The 19,579-nt window shown below is 61.4% G+C and carries 25 protein-coding genes and 1 riboswitch; of the genes, 10 read left to right on the top strand and 15 right to left on the bottom strand.

Features of this window, described 5'->3' with window-relative positions:
- Positions 1-36: 36 nt before the first annotated feature.
- Entirely contained in the window at positions 37-483 is a 447-nt protein-coding gene (locus tag GMOLON4_RS07690) for a DUF6512 family protein (protein WP_181244137.1), read from the top strand.
- 11 nt (positions 484-494) lie between these two features.
- Here the strand turns inward: GMOLON4_RS07690 and GMOLON4_RS07685 are convergent, their stop codons facing one another.
- The 4 genes from GMOLON4_RS07685 to GMOLON4_RS07670 form a co-directional block, all read right to left on the bottom strand.
- Entirely contained in the window at positions 495-1,184 is a 690-nt protein-coding gene (locus GMOLON4_RS07685; RefSeq protein WP_026937732.1) for an ABC transporter ATP-binding protein, read from the bottom strand.
- On the bottom strand, positions 1,181-2,323 hold the full coding sequence (locus GMOLON4_RS07680; RefSeq protein WP_026937731.1) for an ABC transporter permease: 1,143 nt from the start codon (positions 2,321-2,323) through the stop codon (positions 1,181-1,183). The genes GMOLON4_RS07685 and GMOLON4_RS07680 overlap by 4 nt, the downstream gene beginning before the upstream one ends.
- A 113-nt stretch (positions 2,324-2,436) precedes the next feature.
- A complete protein-coding gene (locus GMOLON4_RS07675) occupies positions 2,437-3,012 on the bottom strand; it encodes a TetR/AcrR family transcriptional regulator (RefSeq protein WP_051267339.1) in 576 nt (191 codons plus the stop codon).
- A gap of 71 nt (positions 3,013-3,083) precedes the next feature.
- Positions 3,084-3,437: a hypothetical protein gene (locus GMOLON4_RS07670; protein WP_015772015.1), complete on the bottom strand. Its 354-nt coding sequence runs from the start codon at positions 3,435-3,437 to the stop codon at positions 3,084-3,086.
- Between the two features lie 106 nt (positions 3,438-3,543).
- Between GMOLON4_RS07670 and GMOLON4_RS07665 the strand changes: the two genes are divergently transcribed.
- Positions 3,544-4,266, top strand: a complete 723-nt coding sequence (locus GMOLON4_RS07665) for a VIT1/CCC1 transporter family protein (RefSeq protein ID WP_026937730.1) — start codon at positions 3,544-3,546, stop codon at positions 4,264-4,266.
- Positions 4,267-4,702: 436 nt separating this feature from the next.
- Here GMOLON4_RS07665 and GMOLON4_RS07660 read toward each other — a convergent pair whose 3' ends face one another.
- The gene (locus tag GMOLON4_RS07660) at positions 4,703-5,944 is read right to left on the bottom strand and encodes a DDE-type integrase/transposase/recombinase (protein WP_181244158.1); all 1,242 of its coding nucleotides are present in this window, start codon (positions 5,942-5,944) and stop codon (positions 4,703-4,705) included.
- Positions 5,945-6,180: 236 nt separating this feature from the next.
- Here GMOLON4_RS07660 and GMOLON4_RS07655 point away from each other — a divergent pair, with 236 nt between their 5' ends.
- A complete protein-coding gene (locus tag GMOLON4_RS07655) occupies positions 6,181-7,089 on the top strand; it encodes a DUF3800 domain-containing protein (protein ID WP_106486720.1) in 909 nt (302 codons plus the stop codon).
- Between the two features lie 188 nt (positions 7,090-7,277).
- Here GMOLON4_RS07655 and GMOLON4_RS07650 read toward each other — a convergent pair whose 3' ends face one another.
- The 3 genes from GMOLON4_RS07650 to GMOLON4_RS07640 all read right to left on the bottom strand — a co-directional run bounded on the left by GMOLON4_RS07650 (position 7,278) and on the right by GMOLON4_RS07640 (position 9,616).
- Complete coding sequence (locus GMOLON4_RS07650) at positions 7,278-7,859, bottom strand: hypothetical protein (protein ID WP_146137573.1); 582 nt, start codon at positions 7,857-7,859, stop codon at positions 7,278-7,280.
- 29 nt (positions 7,860-7,888) lie between these two features.
- Positions 7,889-8,005: riboswitch (SAM riboswitch) on the bottom strand.
- 33 nt (positions 8,006-8,038) lie between these two features.
- A complete protein-coding gene (locus tag GMOLON4_RS07645; RefSeq protein WP_026936241.1) occupies positions 8,039-8,566 on the bottom strand; it encodes a dihydrofolate reductase family protein in 528 nt (175 codons plus the stop codon).
- A 105-nt stretch (positions 8,567-8,671) separates the two neighbouring features.
- Positions 8,672-9,616, bottom strand: coding sequence for a zinc-binding dehydrogenase (locus tag GMOLON4_RS07640; RefSeq protein ID WP_026936242.1), 945 nt, complete (start codon positions 9,614-9,616; stop codon positions 8,672-8,674).
- A 238-nt stretch (positions 9,617-9,854) separates the two neighbouring features.
- Here GMOLON4_RS07640 and GMOLON4_RS07635 point away from each other — a divergent pair, with 238 nt between their 5' ends.
- From GMOLON4_RS07635 to GMOLON4_RS07620, 4 genes are all read left to right on the top strand, one after another.
- Positions 9,855-10,586, top strand: a complete 732-nt coding sequence (locus GMOLON4_RS07635) for a type IV toxin-antitoxin system AbiEi family antitoxin domain-containing protein (protein WP_051266371.1) — start codon at positions 9,855-9,857, stop codon at positions 10,584-10,586.
- Positions 10,587-10,621: 35 nt separating this feature from the next.
- A complete protein-coding gene (locus GMOLON4_RS07630) occupies positions 10,622-11,032 on the top strand; it encodes a hypothetical protein (RefSeq protein WP_026936243.1) in 411 nt (136 codons plus the stop codon).
- Between the two features lie 446 nt (positions 11,033-11,478).
- A complete protein-coding gene (locus GMOLON4_RS07625) occupies positions 11,479-11,769 on the top strand; it encodes a hypothetical protein (RefSeq protein ID WP_146137574.1) in 291 nt (96 codons plus the stop codon).
- 256 nt (positions 11,770-12,025) lie between these two features.
- Entirely contained in the window at positions 12,026-12,343 is a 318-nt protein-coding gene (locus GMOLON4_RS07620) for a hypothetical protein (protein WP_026936245.1), read from the top strand.
- Positions 12,344-12,365: 22 nt separating this feature from the next.
- On the opposite strand, the gene GMOLON4_RS07615 is transcribed toward GMOLON4_RS07620, so the two are convergent.
- Positions 12,366-13,307, bottom strand: a complete 942-nt coding sequence (locus GMOLON4_RS07615; protein WP_026936246.1) for a LysR family transcriptional regulator — start codon at positions 13,305-13,307, stop codon at positions 12,366-12,368.
- 124 nt (positions 13,308-13,431) lie between these two features.
- On the opposite strand from GMOLON4_RS07615, the gene GMOLON4_RS07610 reads away from it, so the two are divergent.
- Both GMOLON4_RS07610 and GMOLON4_RS07605 read left to right on the top strand, forming a co-directional pair.
- Positions 13,432-14,421, top strand: coding sequence for a putative oxygenase MesX (locus GMOLON4_RS07610; protein ID WP_026936247.1), 990 nt, complete (start codon positions 13,432-13,434; stop codon positions 14,419-14,421).
- A gap of 23 nt (positions 14,422-14,444) precedes the next feature.
- Positions 14,445-15,482 (top strand): methionine synthase, encoded by a 1,038-nt coding sequence (locus GMOLON4_RS07605; protein ID WP_026936248.1) that lies wholly within the window; start codon positions 14,445-14,447, stop codon positions 15,480-15,482.
- 278 nt (positions 15,483-15,760) lie between these two features.
- Here the strand turns inward: GMOLON4_RS07605 and GMOLON4_RS07600 are convergent, their stop codons facing one another.
- The 5 genes from GMOLON4_RS07600 to GMOLON4_RS07580 form a co-directional block, all read right to left on the bottom strand.
- Complete coding sequence (locus GMOLON4_RS07600) at positions 15,761-16,093, bottom strand: hypothetical protein (protein ID WP_026936249.1); 333 nt, start codon at positions 16,091-16,093, stop codon at positions 15,761-15,763.
- Positions 16,090-16,332, bottom strand: coding sequence for a hypothetical protein (locus GMOLON4_RS07595; protein ID WP_026936250.1), 243 nt, complete (start codon positions 16,330-16,332; stop codon positions 16,090-16,092). Before GMOLON4_RS07595 ends, GMOLON4_RS07600 begins: the two co-directional genes overlap by 4 nt.
- 302 nt (positions 16,333-16,634) lie before the next feature.
- Positions 16,635-16,889 carry a hypothetical protein gene (locus GMOLON4_RS07590; RefSeq protein WP_026936251.1) on the bottom strand — a complete coding sequence of 85 codons (255 nt, stop codon included), beginning with the start codon at positions 16,887-16,889 and terminating at the stop codon, positions 16,635-16,637.
- Positions 16,890-17,429 (bottom strand): COG4315 family predicted lipoprotein, encoded by a 540-nt coding sequence (locus GMOLON4_RS07585; RefSeq protein ID WP_026936252.1) that lies wholly within the window; start codon positions 17,427-17,429, stop codon positions 16,890-16,892. It abuts the gene before it with no gap.
- 20 nt (positions 17,430-17,449) lie between these two features.
- Entirely contained in the window at positions 17,450-17,908 is a 459-nt protein-coding gene (locus GMOLON4_RS07580) for a hypothetical protein (protein ID WP_146137529.1), read from the bottom strand.
- Positions 17,909-18,352: 444 nt separating this feature from the next.
- Between GMOLON4_RS07580 and GMOLON4_RS07575 the strand changes: the two genes are divergently transcribed.
- Positions 18,353-18,967: a hypothetical protein gene (locus tag GMOLON4_RS07575; RefSeq protein WP_051266374.1), complete on the top strand. Its 615-nt coding sequence runs from the start codon at positions 18,353-18,355 to the stop codon at positions 18,965-18,967.
- 150 nt (positions 18,968-19,117) lie between these two features.
- Here GMOLON4_RS07575 and GMOLON4_RS07570 read toward each other — a convergent pair whose 3' ends face one another.
- A complete protein-coding gene (locus GMOLON4_RS07570) occupies positions 19,118-19,486 on the bottom strand; it encodes a DUF5655 domain-containing protein (protein WP_026936255.1) in 369 nt (122 codons plus the stop codon).
- Positions 19,487-19,579 lie beyond the last annotated feature (93 nt).

The following is a 19,579-nucleotide window of genomic DNA, read 5'->3' as shown; positions in this document are numbered from 1 at the left end:
TAACCCGGGGCAATTCAGGCTGCGATTTTCAGCGCAGTGAATGAAAGCTATTGGGAGCACATCAAGATTGCGGTCTGGCCGACGATGCTCCTTCAGGTGATTTTGTTTGTGGCCGGTGGTTATCAGTATCCAGCCTTCATTCCGGCAGCGACTATCGCCCTGTATTCACTGCCGATAAGTATGGTGGGGTTGGTGTTTCTCTACAAGATGATCACGAAGCGCAATGTTCTTTGGTTGGATATCGGCGTGTTCTTCGTAATCATTGCCCTTGCGCAGACGCTTTTCGTCTTGGTGCTCGAGCAACTGGCGGCGACGTCAGCCACCATCGTTTTGGCAGCGCTGTTTCTCGCGGGGCTGATCGCCGCATTTTTTCGGTTCACTTTGCGGCCGCCACAAGAGCCTGACGTCTTCATCGACCCGATTACCCAGAAGTACGGAATCCGCGCACACCCGGATATCGGGTCGGATTCCAGCCCATCGTAGGAGTCACTTCGTCAGTTCACGAGAGCGTGAGCTCCCAAGCGCCCGTCGACCATCTCGAAGATACGGTCACAATGTTCTAGTACCTCGCGATCGTGTGTGACCATGACCACGGCGACGTTGGCGTTGTGCGCGCGGTCGGCGAGTAACGCCACGACCTCGTGGCCGCGTTGGCGGTCAAGTGCGGCAGTGGGTTCGTCGACGAGGAGCAGGCTGGGTGTGTTGACGAGTGCGCGGGCGATGCCGACCCGCTGACGCTCACCGCCGGACAGTTGGCCCGGGCGATGCTTAGCGCGATGGGCCATCCCCACAGAGTCGAGGAGTGTTTCGACGTCCACATGCCGGTCACCGGCGAGTCGACCGGCGAGGCGCAACTGGTCTGCTGCGGTCAGGGACGGGATGAGATTTCCGGACTGGAAGACGAAGCCGATATTGCGGAGGCGGAAACGGGTCGTTGCGCTCTTGGAGAGTTTGCTGACGTCGGTGCCGTGCACTCGCACCGTGCCGCGGTCAGGCCGCGCCATGGCCCCGGCGATCGCCAGCAGCGAGGACTTGCCCGAGCCGGAGGGGCCGACGATGGCAGCGAACTCTCCGGGCATCACCGTGAGGGATACTTCATCGAGTGCCCTGACCAGAGATTCGCCATCACCGAGTTCCAAGACGGCGTCGGTGATTTCTAGGCTCGGAGTCGTGTAGTCGTTCATCGTTGCCCTCCCAGGGCGCGCAGCGGATCGATGCGGGTGATGCGTAGCACGGCGATGGTTGCACCGAGCATGCCGAGCAGAATCGTCAGTCCGGAGGCGATGGCGATGGGCTCGAACTCGAGATCGAACGGCATCGTATCCGGCATCGCGGCGCCCATTCCGATCCCGGCCGCGACGCCGGCCACGGTGAAGCCGACGAGGAGGATCGCCGCCTGGATGAGGCTGTCGCGCACCAGGTAGCGGCTGGAGGCCCCCATCGCGCGAAGGACAGCGATGTCGTGGCTGCGCTGAATGGTCCAGACCATGAAGAACGCTCCGACCACCAGCGCGCAGATGGCGTACAGGAAGAACTGAATCATGCTCAATGTCAGCGTTTCCGCTTCGTACCCCGGGGAGGCATTGAACGACTCCGTCAGAGTCATCGTGGTCGTCTCGGCTGTCACGTCGATGGTGGCAAAGTCGATGTTGGCGCCTTCCTCGGCCAGGATCGCGACGACACTCGCGTAACCAAAGTCCATCTCGTCGATCTGATCCGGAGTCGGCGCTCCAGGTTCTGCGAGCCCTGCGGCCATGAGGCGCCAGGTATCAATCGGGAGGTAAGCGACGTCGACATGCCCGAAGGTTGCCTGACCCTCTGTGAATCCGATCACGGTCAATTCAAGATCAAGCCGATCCAGAATCACCACCGTGCCGAGTTCGATACCCTCATCGCGCAGCGGCTCCGAGACGATGATCCCCGCCACTGCACCAAGTTGCTCACCGGTTGACACGACAGGCGAGAGGAAACCGCCTGGTTCGACACCGAACAGCGTCAAATCAATCTGAGTTCCGTCGTCAGTCACGCCGTTGACGATGTTGACTCCCATCGGCTCGGCGGCGGCAACATCGTCGGCGTTCTGCCAGGTTTTGAGTTGCTCATCGTCGATGACGGATCGGCTGAAGGCATTGTCCTTCATTGTGCCTTCGTCAAACGCGAAGGCCGTCGCGGGCATGGCCTTGAGGCCGGAAACACCGTCATTGACGAGGCCGGAGGAGAGACCGGAAAGGAGGACGACGAGCACGGAGATCAGTGCGATCACTGTACCCATGAGCGCGAATCGGCCACGCGCAAAACGCAGCTCGCGCAGAGCAAGAAACATGGGAGACCTTTGATCGGGATTTTACCGACACACTGTCGGAACTTTCGGTCGCAAGTATTTCATCTCGATCCCGCTGTGCCAAATCGGCACCACACAGCAGGCAGTTCCTCAACTCAGGTGATGAGCCCCTGTGTGAGGAGCCGAAAAACGTCGGCGGCAACTTGCTCGTGGTCGACGCCGTGCGCGACCAGTTGGACCCCAGCGTTGAGGACGCCGTGGATGAGGATGATTGAGGTTTGCGAGGAGTCCATGCCGAGGCCGGTGAGTACGCGGATCACCGGCCTGAATAGCGCGTCGTGGAGGGCCATGAGCTCGTCGACCTTGCTCGGAGTGAGATCGGCCTCTCTCACGATCGCCGCAATCTCATGCTCGCCGTCAGCAGTCATGCGCATCGTTGCAGCGACGAAGGCCTGAAGCTTGGCAGTCCCGGGCTCAACGGCATGCAACTCCTCTTCAATCTCGGCATCCCAGCGCTCCATTGCGCTGATGGCGATCGAGACCAGGAGGTCATCCTTGGAGGGAAAATAGTCGTAGAAGCTCGAACGTGCGATGCCAGCGCGTTCGCTCACACTGGTCGGCGAGAACTTCGCCAAGCCACCGGATCGCAGGATGTTTTCGCCGGCAATTATGAGAGCTTCGCGTTGCGAGGCGCGGTGCTCGGCGACGGTGGGAGCGGTGATCTTAGGCATTGGTCACCAATCTTCTTTCGTTCGAATCGCGACTGCACGCTGATCCGGCGCGTAGTCGCCCTATGGTCTCACTACCGCCAAACCGTCGCCAAGAGGACGTTGACAACGGTGAGCACGCCGATCGTGGGCAAGACCCACGCCGCAACCGACTCCTTCTTCCTGTTCATCAGAGCGATGACAATGATCGCTACAAGCAACAGCAGCTTCGCGCTGATCTTCATGTTATTCACGTCGTTGCCCAGCGGATACTGCAATCCGACAAGCACGATGCCCGTTACCAGCATCGTCCACGCACCATGCATCATCGCCGGGAGCACGCGAGCCGTGTGCTCCCGCATTGGCTTCACTTGATAGACGACACCGCCAAGAAGTGCGACGACACCGATGATGTGCACTGCAAGGACAACATTCTTGAGAATTTCCATGCACTCATCTTACCGACAGTGCGTCGGCAAGAGCGCCTTGGCGGACCCCGTCCATGCGACGCGATGCGCGGTGTAGGTGACTCAAGGCACCGTATACCGTAGCCGTATGACCGTCGACGATTCGTCACAACATTTGGATGAGCCGCACCGTGCGGGCCTGGCGCAGCGCCTGAACTGGCTTCGCGCAGGTGTCCTTGGGGCAAACGACGGTATCGTTTCGACGGCGGCCGTGGTCGTCGGTGTCGCTAGCGCGACGGCGGGAGCACTCCCGGTCTTGCTGGCCGGATCGGCAGCCTTGGTGGGTGGTGCGATCTCGATGGCGCTTGGCGAGTACGTCTCTGTGTCAAGCCAGCGCGATACTGAGCATGCGTTGATCGAGAAGGAACGCGGAGAGTTAGCCACAGATCCAGACGCTGAGTTCATCGAACTTGTCGGTCTGTTCGAAGCCCGAGGGTTGAGTCGGGAGACGGCGACGCTCGCGGCATCCGAGCTGACCGAAAAGGATGCACTAGCGGCACACCTGGCCGTCGAGCTGAATATCGATCAGGACGACGTCGTCAGCCCGTGGCATGCGGCGCTTGCGTCGGCGGTCGCCTTCATTCTCGGTGCGTTACTGCCAATGGCTACGATCCTCTTCTTGCCGCACCCGGAACGGATCATCTGGACGTTTGCCGCGACAATTTTCGCGTTGGCGATCACCGGCTATGTTGCGGCATGGATCGGCGGCGCACGACGGTGGCGTGCGGTACTTCGCACGGTGATCGGTGGCGCTTTGGCGCTCGGCGCGACCTTCTTGGTTGGCTCTCTCTTTGGTGCCACTGTCCTGTAGCGAGTTGCGAACGCCGTGTGCTCCGCATCGACGGGGCCCACTAGCGGGCGCACCGGGAAACGCAGAGGTTGCCTTCACGATGGGAATGGAGGGCGATGATGGGCAGTGAGGGCACCACCGTTGCCGCTCTCGCCGTGGATGGCTACCCTAGAAACGTGCCACACGCGGGAAAGACCTCAGAAAACTCAAAGTGGCACGCAGAGGGCACGGCCCCGCTGCAATCCCTGAGATTCCGCATGATCACGCGACCAACGACGAGAACTGGGACTTCTAAGGGGCCTCGATCCTTGAGCCTGTCGATCCTTGAGTCTGTCGAAAGGCGGTCCTTGAGCTCGAGATGCCTCATGTCAATATGCCCGCGAAATGATCTCCATGCCTCACTTGTGAATGCCCGCGAAATCGTGCCCAACCCGGGCCAGGGTTTCGCGGGCACGGGTTAGCTCGCTTTGCGACGCACCCCACGACTGGTGTCAGGCAGTGGCTTCACGGTCGCGGCTTCCAACTCCAGCGTCGGGCGCTGCGCGAGGCCGGTCAACCGGCGTTGGAGGGACACGATCCGGCGGGCGAGTTCGGCGGGGTTCAGGCTGTCGCGGTACGCGGTCAATTCCGCGATCTGCGCGGGAGCGAGCACTTCCGCGTCCAGGAGCCGATCGAACGGGGTTCGCGGGTCGTCGTACACCCGTTTGCGGCGGCCGACGCGGTCGGTGCTGTAGCCGGTGGGTTTGATCGTGGGTGTGAAATAGTTCAACCGGTCATTGACCAGCGGCCACAGCTGGTTCAGTAGCGTCAGCGCTTCGGGGGTGTCATACCGCCAGTAGAAGCCGTAGTGCCGCACGAGATGGTTGTTCTTCGACTCGATCGTGGCCTGATCGTTTTTCTTATACGGGCGTGAGCGGGTGAAGAAAATCTTCCGGTCCGCGGCCCAACCGATCACTTCGTGGTTGATGAACTCGCTGCCGTTATCGAAGTCTAAGCCGGTGACTTCGAACGGGATGCTGGTGACACCTGCGTCGAGCGCGGCGAGGATGTGGATAGTCGCGTTGTTCCGGATCGAGCGGGTGAACCCCCACCCCGTGCGCATGTCGGTCAGGTTCAATGTCCGTGCGAACTCGCCCTTCAGCGTGGGGCCGCAGTGCGCGACGGTGTCGCCCTCGAAGAACCCGGGCTCGTCCTCGACTTCGTCACCGGCTTTGCGGATCTGGATCGAGGAACGCAGCAAGGGTGAGGGTTTTGTGGTGCTGATCCCGCGCAGCGGGTCGCTGGCGCGGGCCGGGGCGAGGTACCGGTCGATCGTGGCCGCGCTCATCGCGAGCAACTCTTCGCGTACGTCGGGCGAGTACCGCTGCTGGCCGTGAACGAGTTCGTGGTGGCGTTCGAGGGCATCGAGCTGTAGTGGCATGGAGACGGCGAGGTATTTGCCGCACTGGCCGCCGGTCGCGGCCCACACCCGCTGCAGTACCTTGGTCGCGTCGTAGGAATACTTCCGTGGCCGTGGTTTGCGTTCGGTCGTAACGGCCCGTGGTCCTGGTTTGGAGGCTTTCGCGAGTCGGCGTCGGGCGTTATCGCGGGACCAGCCCGTGACCGCGACGACCTCGTCCAACAGCCGGCCACGGTCCTTTTTCGAGGCGTTGGCGTACTGCCGGGCATACTTCCGGGTGATCTCTATTCGGGCGGCCATTGACAACTCACTTCCCATGCCTTGAGCGTCACCGTTTCACGGGCCTTTTTATGTGAGGCATCGAGGGTGTTTCGCGGGCACTTGAAGTGAGTCTTGTCGGAGCTTGGCGGTTAACAACGAAAGTGGCTAGCATGGTTTCCGGTAGCGGAGAATGAAATAGGTCTCTGAGCGCCGATTCGGAAAGCCCGCGCGAGAGCGCGGGCTTTCGTGTCGGAGGCTGCGGACAAGATGGATGCATGCTTCTGGCGTATCTTGACGAGGTTGGCGAGACCGGCGCGTTCGTGTCGAAGGATCATTCCCGATTTAATACCAGTCCTGCCTTCGGCTATGCGGGATTCGTCGTGCCAGCTCCCGAAGCTCGACGTTTCGGTAGTTGGTTTGCCGAGGAGAAGCGGAAGGTCTACGCCACCGAAATCGCCGCCAGCGACCGACCCGCACAATGGGAGAAGAAAGGCTCTGCGATCTTCCGTAGGGTAACTCTCGACAAGTATCCTCAGCAGATCCGCGTTTTTAGCGCACTGGTGCGGCGGCTCCGCTCGGTCGGTGGAAACCTCTTCTACTACATCGATGAGAAACCACTTGGGACGCCGAACCAGACTCACCTAGACACGGATGCCCGTGAGGCCATGGCCATGAAGGAGACGCTGAACCGTCTTGCGCGCCACGCTGAGAGTCGTCACAATCATCTGCTTGTGATGATGGATCAGGTAAACGAGAAACAGCGTATTGAACGGATGCCCACGATGTACGCCCACATGTTTAGTCGTTCGGGTGAGTTCGAGGAGATGCTGCGGATCGTCGAGCCGCCGATGCATCTCGATAGTGCCGTAAGTGCGAATATCCAGTTTGCCGATTGGGTTGCAGCTTGCGTATCCCGGGCGGTCGAATATCAGCTCATCGAGCATTCTGATTTTGGATGGATTACGGGTGGCGCAATCGATGCGGTTCGGGGCTCGTTCACCCATGAATCGAAGCTGCATCTCTGGAATAAGGGTGTGCCGGATATGCATCACTCCACAATCTTCAGTCGGGATCGGCCACTCTATCCGAAACTGGATGGTCAGAGGCTTGTTTCTGTGACGCCACCTGAAGTTCAGCGAAGGCTTCGCGCGATGGCGCAGCAGAAGTCGAACAATGAAAATTAGATTGCGGTATCCCGACCCGGGCCAAACTCTCGCCACGGCCACGAAGACTGGACGTGAAATGTTCCGGCTATTCGGACCTTTAGCAAGTGACGTTCGATGGGGCTGCCCCCGAATGCTTTGGAGCACCGGGGCAACCATTCTGAGTATGCTCGAGCGGCACTGCCCGCTTGGTGTGCCGGCCGAGGAGATCAGGAACGTCCTAACAACTCCTTGTAGCGGCGATATTCGCGCGGGGTGAGCCCCCGATCGGCAAGCGCGCAAGCTCGCTCGGGGTAACCGAACACTTCGGGGAACGCCCCGGACTGTAGCTGCTGTAGCGATTCGTGGCGTAGCTGTGAGCCGGGGTGCACGAAGCCGTGTGGCTCATACTCGAAGAGGCTCCAGCACCACGCTCTCGCTTCGCCTCGGCTGAATCCAGCCCAGCGACCCTCGCTGATCGTTTCGTTTGCGTCGTCCGCGGTCAGCGCATCCTCTACTCGCTGCCAGCCGAGCCTGCGCTGCTCTTTGGCGGCCGCATCCCGCTCTTTGAGGAGCTCGCGCTCAGTTTGCTCACGTGCCTGCCCCATAAGCCCCGCTAGGTCCTCGGCGTTCAACGTCTGGCCCGCCTCGTCGCCACTGAATGCGATTGGCGGATGACTCCTCAGAACGTCGAGGGCTGCCTGGTGTGCTCGCGGGTCTAGTTGACCGGCCGTGATCATGCCTGTGTGGCGAAGCTCTAGCTGCCTCCACCATCCAGGCTCGATACCGAATGATTCCTGTTGTGTGGACATAAGAAATGCCCCTCTCCGGGGCATCGCCCCATCGAACCTTGCATCACGAGTACTCGTGAGCCCGTTCTTCCCCTGGGACACCCGGGAATCGATGGATTCGGGTTGTCGCGTGACTAGCCAGGTACTTAGCGTCACGACTCTTGAACGTGGGAGCGACTGTAGCACGTCCCGGTGCCTGGTTAGTGGTCCTTCACCACGCGATGGTGGGCGCAGACGAAGTCGCGGTTGCGAGCGACTTCGAGGAGTTCGAGCTTGAGCGGACGGGTGAACAGCGGTTGGCCTGAACCAAGAGTCACGGATGCGAACTGCACCCAGATCTCGTCGAGCAGTCCCGCTTCGGCGAATTGCCCAGCGAGGTCGCCGCCGCCCATTACCCAAATATCTTTACCCGGCGCTGACGTTTCGATGTCGTCAAACGCCTCGCGCGGTTTTCCGCTCGTGAAGCGCACGTCGGCGCCCTCCGGGACGGCGAGGTCACGGTGCGTGAATACCCATGTGGGTTGGGTGTACTCCCACGACTCCTGGTTGCGCAGTAGCCACTCGTAGGTTGACGCGCCCATGACGAGTGCACCGATGCGCTCGATGAACTTCGGATAGGCCATCGGGCCGTCCCTGTCGAAGTCTTGCTCGAATAGCCACTGCAGCGAGTGCTCTTCGGTGGCAATAAACCCATCGAGGGAAGAGGCGGTGTAGAAGTGCGTGGTCATGAGCCGAGTCTATGAGCGCATGCTTGCTGTCGGGAAAGTAAGGGCGCCGGGCCAGGGCTGTACCACGCCCTGGCCCGGCGCCTTTATTGAGATTCGGTGATCGGTTTAGTAGAGCGCGACGAGGCGGCCGCGGACCTCGCCTCGGTGCAGGCGGTCAACGCCCTCGGCGATGCCGTCGAAGTCGGTCTTCTCGATGGCCGGGGTGATATCGCCCGAGGCCATGTACTTCAACACATTCGCGATCGCGTCGCGCGAGCCGCCCGTGTTACCGACCAGCGTCACGTGCTTCATGATCAGCGGGTACGTGTCGATGGTCGACTCGAGCTTGCCCATGCCGATCTGCACGACGCGTCCTTCGTAACCGACCGCCTGGATCGCGCCAGCGGTGGTCGTACCAAAGCCCGCGAAGTCGACGATCAGATTCAGTCCGATGTCGCTGAGTTCCGTGATGTCCTTGACGACCTTGGTCGCACCGGCGGCGTAGGCCGCATCCCAGATGTTCTCGTTGACCTCGGCGACGTAGACCTCGGCGCCCTCGAGGAACGCGATGCGGGCACCGATCTGTCCGAGACCACCGAAGCCGATGATGCCGACCTTCTCGCCCTTCTGCAGCTTGCCGGCCTCGACGACCGCGCCGTACGAGGTCATGCCCGCGTCGGTCGCTGCGGCCGCGAGTTCGAACGAGACGCCTTCGGGGATGCGCAGGACGTCTTCGATGTCGGCGACGACGTACTCGCCCCAGCCGCCACCGCGAGAGTATCCGTAGGCCTTGCCCGCGGTACCCATCGGCCAGACGCAGACATTGTCGCCTTCGGCGTAGCCGGTGTTGTCGTCGCCCACGGCCACGACCGTGCCAGCGATCTCGTGGCCGGGGATCGCGGGGAGCTCCATGATGTCGAGCCACTTCTCGTCTTCAAGGATGCCCACGTCAGAGTGGCAGATGCCGGCTGCCTTGGTCTGGATCAGGATCTGGCCGGGGCCGGGAGTCGGCTGGTCGACCTCGACCTTGGTGAATGGCTGGTGGGTTCCGGTGAAGTGCCAAGCTTTCATGAGTGCTCCTAACTCTGCGAATGAGGCCGGAGGCAAGACTCACAGGACCGAATCCTGCTCCGCCGAGGGATGTGTTTTTTACCCTATCAGGCTAGTTGGCCACGGTTGCGCGAACTTGAGTTGCTGTGGGCGAGCTGCGTTGAATCTTTCCGCCGGGCGCGCAGTGCGTGATTGGCCGTTGAGCCTCTGCCTCGGGGAAAATCTTGAATTGTTTCACTTAGATAGATACAATTCAAGTATGAAGTATAGTGACGTGCTGAGATTGATCGCTGACGTCACCGCCTCGCAGTGGGGAATGGTGACGACGGCGCAGGCGGGCGCGCTCGGGATTCCCCGTCTCGCGCTGGCTCGCCTCGCGGCTGCGGGGCATCTGGAGCGGCTCGCGCATGGTGTCTATCGAGATGCCGGTGCCCCTAGTGACGAGTTTGAAGATCTTAGAGCAGCCTGGCTCAGTGCCGAACCCAAGCTTCTGGCTGAAGAGCGTCTGGGTGATCTGAAGGACGGCGTTGTGGTGGCGAGTTCGTCGGCGGCGCTGCTGCATGGTGTCGGAGATCTGTGGGCCAATCGTCATGAGTTTGTGACACGCCAACGTCGTCAGACACAACGCGCTGAGATTCGCTATCGGCAGCGCATCCTCGAAGACCGCGACGTCACCCTGGCCAAGGGGCTTCCGGTGATGACATTGGAACGAACCCTGGCGGACCTTCTTGAAGAAATGGGGGAGTTGAGTCTTGTCGCTGATGCGCTGGGTTCAGCGGTGAGGAAGCAACCGCTGGACTTTGATCGCCTGCGAGACCTGTTCAGCCCGCTTGCCGAACGCAACGGGTTCAAACGACATGACGGTGGTGCAGTGCTAGAGCATCTTATGGAGATTGCTGGCCTCGATCTTGACTCCGTCGCGCGAAGGATCTTGGATGATCCGAAACTGAGTGCGCTCGTCGTTGCCAAATACTTAGAAGCGGCAGGGTGATGGAGTCACCCGAGCCATACTCCTCCGCTCGCGGTGTGGAAGCAGCGATCAAGGAAGTCGCGAAGAAAGCGGCGCAAGTTGACTCATCGCTCGACACGAATAAGGTTTGCGCAACAATGGCTGACTATGACGGACGACCCTCTAGTCGCGAGAAGGATCTCGTCGACATCGTGGTCTTCGCTGTCACACAAGACATCGACGGAACAGCGCTGAGTCTCGCGATCGATACCGAACGTCGTCGCCGCAAGATGGAACCATTCGAACGATTTGCTGTTCCGTCGACTTGGGGAACCGGCTACGTCAAGCTGAGCAAACCCGTGGAGCATTGCGCCGACTATCCCACGGTGGCACTGGCTGCAGCGCTTGCGTCTCGGCTCATCGATCCCGCGCTCGTGCGTGAGGTCCACGGGAAGTCCTGGTCGGCGGATCGGATTGAATGGCTTTAAAGCCCGACTCCGACTGTTCAGCGGCGCTTGTTATTGCTGCCACCACGCCCCGCGATTCCCCTTGAAAAAGTGCCACAGTCCGAGAGACAGCAGAAGCAGAGCCTGGATCAGAGTGGCACGCAGAGGGCACGGCACCGCTGCAAACTCAAGAACCGCGTGATTCCGCGACCCGCGACGAGTGCTGTGTTCACTGACCCGACTGCGAGGCGCAATTCGATGAGCGCTGCACTGCCCGAATTCGGGTCGTGAGCGCCACCAAATCGGTGAGCGGCAAGCCCGTCACACCCCCGATGCCGCCAGGCTGAACGTCTCGTTCATGACGGGAAACGACTTCGCGCGCCACTGCCAATATCGGCGAACTGGCGCGACGCGGAGGTTTCTTCGAGGTGATCAAACTTGAGAGCAATTGATGCGGGTCAAGGTCATCCCGCCCGAACAGTCATATTTTGAAAACATCAAATGAAAGGGGATATCAGATGCCCAGCCATAGCCTCAAGAAAGCAGCACAACTCGCGCCTATCATCGAGCGCGTCCACGGCGAACACCATCCAGAACTCACCCGTGTGCGCGAGATAACGCAGGAACTCCAGAAAACCGACAACTCGGCCCGCACGTCTGCACTATTCGCGGAATTACGTGCGGTGACGAATAACTATGCGATTCCGCGCGGCGTCTGCGGCGGTTTCGAAGCGGCATATCAGGCGCTTGAACAATCCGATCGTGAGATGGCCGCCTAACTGCAGCCTCGGGTTGATACCACGCCGTCGAAGGGCTGGAGCCCGTGGCGAGTCTCACCGGTCGGGCTCGGGATGCGTACCCGTCTGTGGTGTTCCACCAAGGCTCAAAGGCCGACCGCTACCGACGTTGGTCGAGGGCTGGTGATTCGCTCACATCCGTTCCAGCCTTATGCAACTTTGCGCTGTCGCGAACACCAACGCTCCGTTGGCATGAAACACTGCTGTCACGCAACTCGCGCGAAGTGGGGACAAAGTTATGCAACTACAGCGTCTGCGCATTGGTCTACTCGGCCTTGGCGCAGCGGCCATGCTCCTGGTGCTGACCGCGTGCACGGCTGGTCCGGGCATCCCACCCGAGAGCGGTACTGAAGTCGCGGGGTTCTGGCCCGGGCTCTGGCATGGCCTCATTGCACCGATCACGTTCATCGTGTCGCTGTTCAACTCGAATGTTTCGATCTACGAAGTCCACAACAACGGCGGCTGGTACGACTTCGGATTCCTTTTCGGGCTCTCGATCGTCTTCGGCGGCATGGGCGGTGGCGGCTTCGCTGCACGCGGAGGCCGCTCGAAATAATGCGGCAGGTTCCGCGGAACGCCTAGCCGAGCACCTCGACACCGAACTGCGCCACCACAGCCCGCAGCTCATCCAAGTAAACCTGCGCCTGCTCGGTGAGGGGGATCGCGGAGTGGCTGATCCAGCCAATCTCGATGCGTTCGTCGCTCTCGAGCGGGATGGCGATGATTTCGGGGTCGAGGTCGTCGCTGATGATGCCGGTTGAGATCGTGTAGCCGTCGAGGCCGATCATGAGGTTGAAGATGGTGGCGCGGTCGGAGACGCGGATGTCCTGCTTGCTCGACAGTGTCGAGAGGATCTCCTCGGCGAAGTAGAACGAGTTGTTCGCGCCCTGGTCGAAGGTGAGTCGCGGCAGGTCGGCGAGATCGGCGAGGGTGACGCGCTCTCGGGATGCGAGCGGGTTCCGACGCGAGATAAAGATGTGCGGCTTGGCGAGAAAGAGCGGATGGAATGCGAGCTTCGAGTCTCGTAGCAGCTTGTTGATGACGTTCCGGTTGAAGTCGTTCTGGTACAGGATGCCGAGCTCGCTTCGCAGCGTCCGCACATCCTCGATGATGTCCGAGGTACGCGTCTCGCGCAGCGAGAACTCGAACTCGGGCGCCCCGGTGCGCTTGACCATCCGAACGAACGCGTCGACGGCGAACGAGTAGTGCTGCGTCGACACCCCGAGCAGGCGTCGCGACGGGGGTCGACCGAGGTAGCGCTGCTCGAGCAGGTCGACCTGCTCCATGACCTGCTTGGCGTAGCCGAGGAACTCCGCCCCATCCTCCGTGAGGGTCACCCCGCGGGGGGAGCGGAGCAGCAGCATACGTCCCACTCGGCCCTCGAGATCCTTCATTGCGGCGGACAGGGTCGGCTGCGCTACGTAGAGCAGGTCGGCGGCGGCGGTAATCGAACCCTCCGCCGCGACCTCGATGAAGTACTGCAGCTGCTGCAGCGTGATGCCTCTCGAGCCACTGGTCATAGCTAAAGACTATAGAGGGCTATAGACGCCTCGAGTTACCCGATAGCCAAGCGTTGCCCGCAAGATGGATGCACTGACTTCCGCAAGGCCGGGCCCGGCCGATCACCCACCAGATTGGACGGACATGACGAACGAAATCACGTTCCGGCTTTCCACCACGACCTTCGATGAGGACTACTCGCCGTCGGAGAACTCCCGGATCACCACGAACTTCGCGAACCTGGCACGAGGCGAGCACCGGCAGCAGAACCTCCGCAACGCGTTGACGACGATCGACCGCCGCTTCAACGACCTCGCGCACTGGGACAACCCGAACCGCGACCGCTACACCGTCGAGCTCGAGATCGTGTCCGCCGACCTGCAGTTCACCGAGGCCGGCCAGCAGCAGCAGTTCCCGTTCCTCGAGATCCTCGATGTGCGCATCCTCGACCGGCTTACCGGCGTGCGCACCCCCGGGATCGTGGGGAACAATTTTTCCTCGTTCATCCGCGACTACGACTTCAGCGTTCGGCTGCCGGCCGCGAACGAAGGGGCGACCGAGTTCACCGTCCCCGAGGACTTCGGCGACCTGCACGGCAAGCTCTTCCAGCACTTCCTCGACTCGGCGGCCTATCACGAGCGATTTCGCACGTCGCCGGTGATCTGCATTAGCGTCTCGACGAGCCGGACGTACCGCCGCACCGAGAACCACCACCCGATTCTCGGCGTCGAGTATGCGCAGAATGACTACTCGCTGACCGACGAGTACTTCGGCAAGATGGGGCTGCAGGTGCGGTATTTTATGCCGCGCGGCAGCGTCGCGCCGCTCGCGTTCTATTTCCGCGGCGACTTGCTCAATGACTATTCCGCGCTGCAACTCATCGGCACGATCAGCACGATGGAGACCTTCCAGAAGATCTACCGGCCCGAGATTTACAACGCGAACTCGGAAGCCGCGAGCGTGTACCGGCCCTCGCTGGAGGAGCAGAACTTCTCCAAGACATTGATTGACTACGACCGCGTCGAACGCACCGAGCTCGCAACCAAGCAGGGGAAGTACACCGAGGAACACCTCATGAACCCCCACGGGGCGACGCTCGAAGCATTCGCCGCCAACGACCTCGTTCTCGCCTAATGACCACCGGAGACCACTCGAACATGAACACGCTTTTGCCGACCTCGACGGTCGGGAGCCTGCCCAAACCATCCTGGCTCGCCGAACCGGAGCAGCTCTGGTCGCCGTGGAGCATCGAGGGGGATGCGCTGGCCGAGGGTAAGCAGGATGCGCTTCGTATCGCGGCGCACGAGCAGACTCGGCGGGGCATCGACATCGTCAGCGACGGGGAGCAGACTCGCCAGCACTTCGTGACGACGTTCATCGAGCATCTCAACGGGGTCGATTTCGAGAACCGCGAGACGGTGCGCATCCGCAACCGCTATGACGCGAGCGTGCCGACCGTCGTGGGCGCAGTGAGCCTCGATCGGCCCGTGTTCGCGGACGACGCGAAGTTCCTTCGCCAGCAGACCGACCGCCCCATCAAGTGGGCGCTGCCTGGCCCGATGACCATGATCGACACGCTGTCGGACCGTCATTACAAGAGCCGCGAGAAGCTCGCGTGGGAGTTCGCGACGATCCTCAACCAGGAGGCGAAGGCGCTCGAGGCGGCGGGGGTCGACATCATCCAGTTCGATGAGCCGGCCTTCAATGTCTTCTTCGACGAGGTCAAGGACTGGGGCGTCGCGGCGCTCGAGCGCGCAGCCGAGGGACTACGCGCGGAAACCGCGGTGCACATTTGTTACGGCTACGGGATTAAGGCGAACAACGATTGGAAGGCGACCCTCGGGTCGGAGTGGCGGCAGTACGAAGAATCGTTCCCGCTCCTGCAGCAGTCCACGATCGACATCATCTCGCTGGAAGCCCACAACTCCCATGTGCCGATGGATCTGATCGAGCTCATCCGCGGCAAGAAGGTCATGGTCGGGGCTATCGACGTGGCGAACGAGGCGATCGAGACCCCGGAAGAGGTCGCCGACACCCTCCGCAAGGCGCTCCAGTTCGTCGACGCCGACAAGCTCATCCCAAGCACAAACTGCGGCATGGCGCCCTTTGCCCGGGATGTTGCGCTCGAGAAGCTGAGCGCGCTCAGCGCGGGTGCGCGGATCGTTCGCGAGGAACTGGTCACGGTAACGGCCTAACCGCGCTCGTCTTCAAATCGACTGTCGAAGAACGTCAGGCCAGACTCGCCTCGGGGGAGCCTGGCCTGTTCACCGAACCGCACTACGCGAGCTCGGGGCACATCCTCGCCGATGCGCTGGTCGCCGACCCGGCGGTGCTCGACGAGCTGCTCGATCTGGCCTGGGAGCTCGCGGCGAACAAGCGCACGCGTCAGGCCCGCGAGGATGCGATTGGGTAGGTGTTCGAGTGAAACGCCCGCGCTACTTCCAACGAGAAGCGAGCGGGCGTAACGCGTGTTTTAGGCGGCGTGTGAATTGATGTAGCGCTCGAGTTGCTCGCGGGCGATCGCCGAGAGCGTGCGGCCCTCTTTTGCTGCGACTTCTTCCGCGCGCTCGCGGAGCTCGGCCGAAATGCGGAATGCCACGGACGGTGACGATCCCTTCTTACCGAGCGGCGGACGACCGCCGCGCCGCGCCGCCTCCGCGCGTTCGGCCGTATATTCCTGTGCCGCTGCCTCGGAAATACGCTCGCCATTGGCGTCGCTATACGACTCGACGTCGAGGTCGACGTCGGGCCCGAACTCAGTATTGTCGTCGACGGCGTATTGATTGGTGTTGATCTTGCGGTTCATTCCCAGTGTCCTTCCTTCCGATAGATCATTGGCATGACGTGGATGATGATGACGAGGTTTGGGTCTTCGGCGGCGACAAACCCGATGATCTCGAGTTCGCGATCGCGATCATCGACACCTATCCAGAGCAGTTTCTGTCCGTCGATCTCGCGTGGCACACCGGCGTTGGTCATTGCCGTAATCGCGGACGCGCGACCGACCTTGTGTTTACGCGACGATCGGGAGAACCGGATCTGCATGGTCTCAGTTTAGTCGCACAAAACTAGTTTTGTCACACAAAACCCTGTGTGCTCTTGGAGGGGTCGTCGGCTTCATCGACCCCAGAGTGCGGGTAGTGGTCGACAGGTCACGATCTGGGTCGCCAGCCTCGATCGCACTTAAACGAGGGACAATTGGCCAAGCGAAGTCGGCGCGCGTATCTCGTGAATCATGCGATGCCAGTTCGGAAATCGGTGATCGCCAAGATACAGAGGAGGAGGAATGAACGACAAGATTGCGCAGCCAGTAAACGGCTCGTACGGAGAGATAGACGGTGTTGAAATCACGGAAGAAGTGGTGGCCCGTCTTGCGAAGAACGCTGAGGAGGGATTTCCTGGTGCAACCTTTCGCACCCCTGGTCGCCCTGCGAGAAATTGCCGGCGGCGCGCTGCGAACCGCGAGCAAGGCGGTCGAATCCGCGGAACCCAGCGAGGGGAACGCGCGAGAAGCCTTGCAGCGCATCCTCGCCGAATACTTGCTCGATGAACAGCGCGAGATCCTCGGTCAGGCCTCGCTGCTCACGAACTTGGCCCTTCAATCAGTAGCCGGGGCGACTGTCCTGGGTGCCTCCGCCTCCGCTCCCGATGCCGGCCAGCCCATCCTGGGGAACGACGTGCCACGTGAGGGTCTGGCCGTCGAATGAGTCGGACAGGCCGTCGCCGTTGACCGAGCTGGATGAGTCGCTCGCGAAGGTATAGAGCGGCACCCCGTCGAGGGTGACCTGCTCGGTGCCGTCGGGCCTCGTCACGGTGCCGAGTTGGCCGTTGACGTTACCGGTTGGCGCTTCGCTGGGCGCCACCACAGGTGGCCAGAACTCGACGCAGCCGCTGCTGACACACAGCACGTCGCCCGAGGCCTGTTCTTCTTCGGTGATGTAGACGGGGAGCCCCTCGGTAGTGACGAGGACGCTTTGGCCTCCGACGTCGGCGACCGAGATGGTGTCGCTGCTGGATGTTGTGGTGTCGGTGGGTGCGGCGCCACCACCTCCGCCGGCGGCACAGGCGGCGAGCAGGAGCGCGGCGCCTGCGAGCGTGAGGGCGCTGAAGACTCGACGTGTCAGCGCATTGATACGGGTCATGATGGGATCTCCTTTGAACCCTAGGCGGTCTCGACGTGTGTGCCGCGGCCGTTGATTCGGCGTCGGTGCCGAACGAGAAGTGTGATGAGGAACGCGCCAAGCAGAACGACGGTGAGTACCTCGGTAATGCGCGCGAGCAGGATCATCCCGGGATGGAATCCTGGCTCCATGAACCCGAAGACGGGCTGCCGCTCGGCGATCGCGAGCATCACCAACGACATGAGCGACATGCCGATTCCGGCGATTGCGGAAAGCGTGACGAGGATCGTACCGTAGCGGTGCAGGATGCGCTCGGTGGGTAATAAGAGGACGACCGCGAGAACCACGGCCCCGAGAAAATTGAGCAGGAAGAGCAGGCCGATCACCGGAAGCTCGGCGTAGCCGTCGAAGTATTCCTTGAGGTGGACGAGTCCAGAGGCCAAAAGCGTGACCGCACCCAGGCGTCTCGAAATTTGAAGCGTCAGGTTCAACTCAATCACCGCCTTCATTGCGGGTGTCGTGTTAATCCTGTCGGCAATTTTACGGGGGATGCGGCCAGTGCGGCCGTGTAGCTGCTTTGGTTCTGCTGGCAACTAAGTGAAACTTGCGAACGCGTATCCGGCGCGGATGAGGTCGCGGAGCCAGCCGCTGTTGGCGATCTCCACAGATTTCGCCTCGACGTGGTGATTGCAGCGGAGCTTGCTCACGTAGTTCAGGCTGGAAGTTCGCCGAATGATTCGCACGCGCGTCAGGTAGCCTGACCACCAAAACACGGTGGGCGCGTCAGTTCCGTGGCAAGCGATGTGGGGCGCAAGTACCATCCTGCGGGCAGCTGCGGGCCGGGCTCACCGAGATTGGCAGAGCGTTATCTGCTCGCAGTTCTGCGGACAGCATTCACGAAGAAGACGCGGAGCGCCTTATTCCGCCAAGAAGGAGCAACCACCATGGATACCACCCTCCTCATTTGGATTATCGTCGCAGTAGTCGTCGTTGTTGCGATCATCGTGCTCGTCGGGGTTCTTACCTCTCGGCGCCGGACAGAAGAACGCAAACGCGCGCAGCACGAGCAAGCAGAGCGGTTGCGCGTCGAAGCGCGAGAGTCAGACCTGGCTGCCCGTGAGCAGGAGGCGAAGGCGGCCCAAGAGCGCGCTAATATCGCTGGTGCCGAGGCTGCGGCGCAGCAGGCGCGGGCCGAGGCCGCGCAAGCCGATGTCGAAGCTCGCCGTGCCGAGGACAACATTCGCGGTTACGAAGAGGCCGCACAGCAGAGCCGTGCGGAGCAGGAAGCCGCGATCCACAAAGCCGAAGATCTCGATCCCTATTCGCAGGAGGACCGGGCGCGAGACGACCGGATCCAGGATGACCGCGTGCAGGACGACCGGATCCAGGACGACCGGATCCAGGCGGACCGCGTGCAAGACGATCGGGCTCGGAATGACCGGGTGCGAGACGAGCAGAACTCCTCGCTGGCATCGGGGCCGGACGCAGACCCGGAGCTGCCAGGACACCATGATCACGATAATAATTTGGGCCACGGCGGGAAACACACCCGCGAATAGTCCCAGTCCTTCGCCAGTCGCTCCCGCTAGTCAGGCCCTGTGTAGGTGTGGTGTTCGCCGATATCGAAGAATGAGCCGCTTGCCCAATGTGACCGCGAGGCAAAGCGTGCCGTCGGCGAGGCCGTGTGGCCGCTCTGGTTCTGCTGGCAACTAAGTGACACTCGCGAACGCGTATCCGGCGCGGATGAGGTCGCGGAGCCAATCACTGTTGGCCATATCTGGGGATTTGACCTCGACGTGGTGATTCCAGCGGTGCTTGCTCACCTGGTTCACGGCATGGAAGTGCGGATCATCGATCCGCTTGTCCAACATGACATTGAGGTACAGCGTGCCGTCGGCCGTCTTCTCGTACGCCCAGAGCCAGAGGAATTTTCGGTTCACGGAGAAACTCACCTGTGCTTTCGCATCCTGCGTCACCGGCCCGAAGCTGGTGACGAACGCGACAATGTCCGTGTAGAAGGACTGCGTCTTCGGCTTGCTCGCGAAATCGCTAATCATCTTGTTGGAACCGGTGGCCATGGCAGTCCTCCAGGGATGGGCGGGGCCAGCACCGTCGTGGAGGTTCACCGCCCGAGCGGCGCCCCTTTGTCGGTACGTGTGTCTGCACGATAC

Source organism: Gulosibacter molinativorax, from assembly GCF_003010915.2.
Taxonomy (GTDB): Bacteria; Actinomycetota; Actinomycetes; order Actinomycetales; family Microbacteriaceae; genus Gulosibacter; species Gulosibacter molinativorax.
This window is presented reverse-complemented; position numbering and strand designations above follow the sequence as displayed.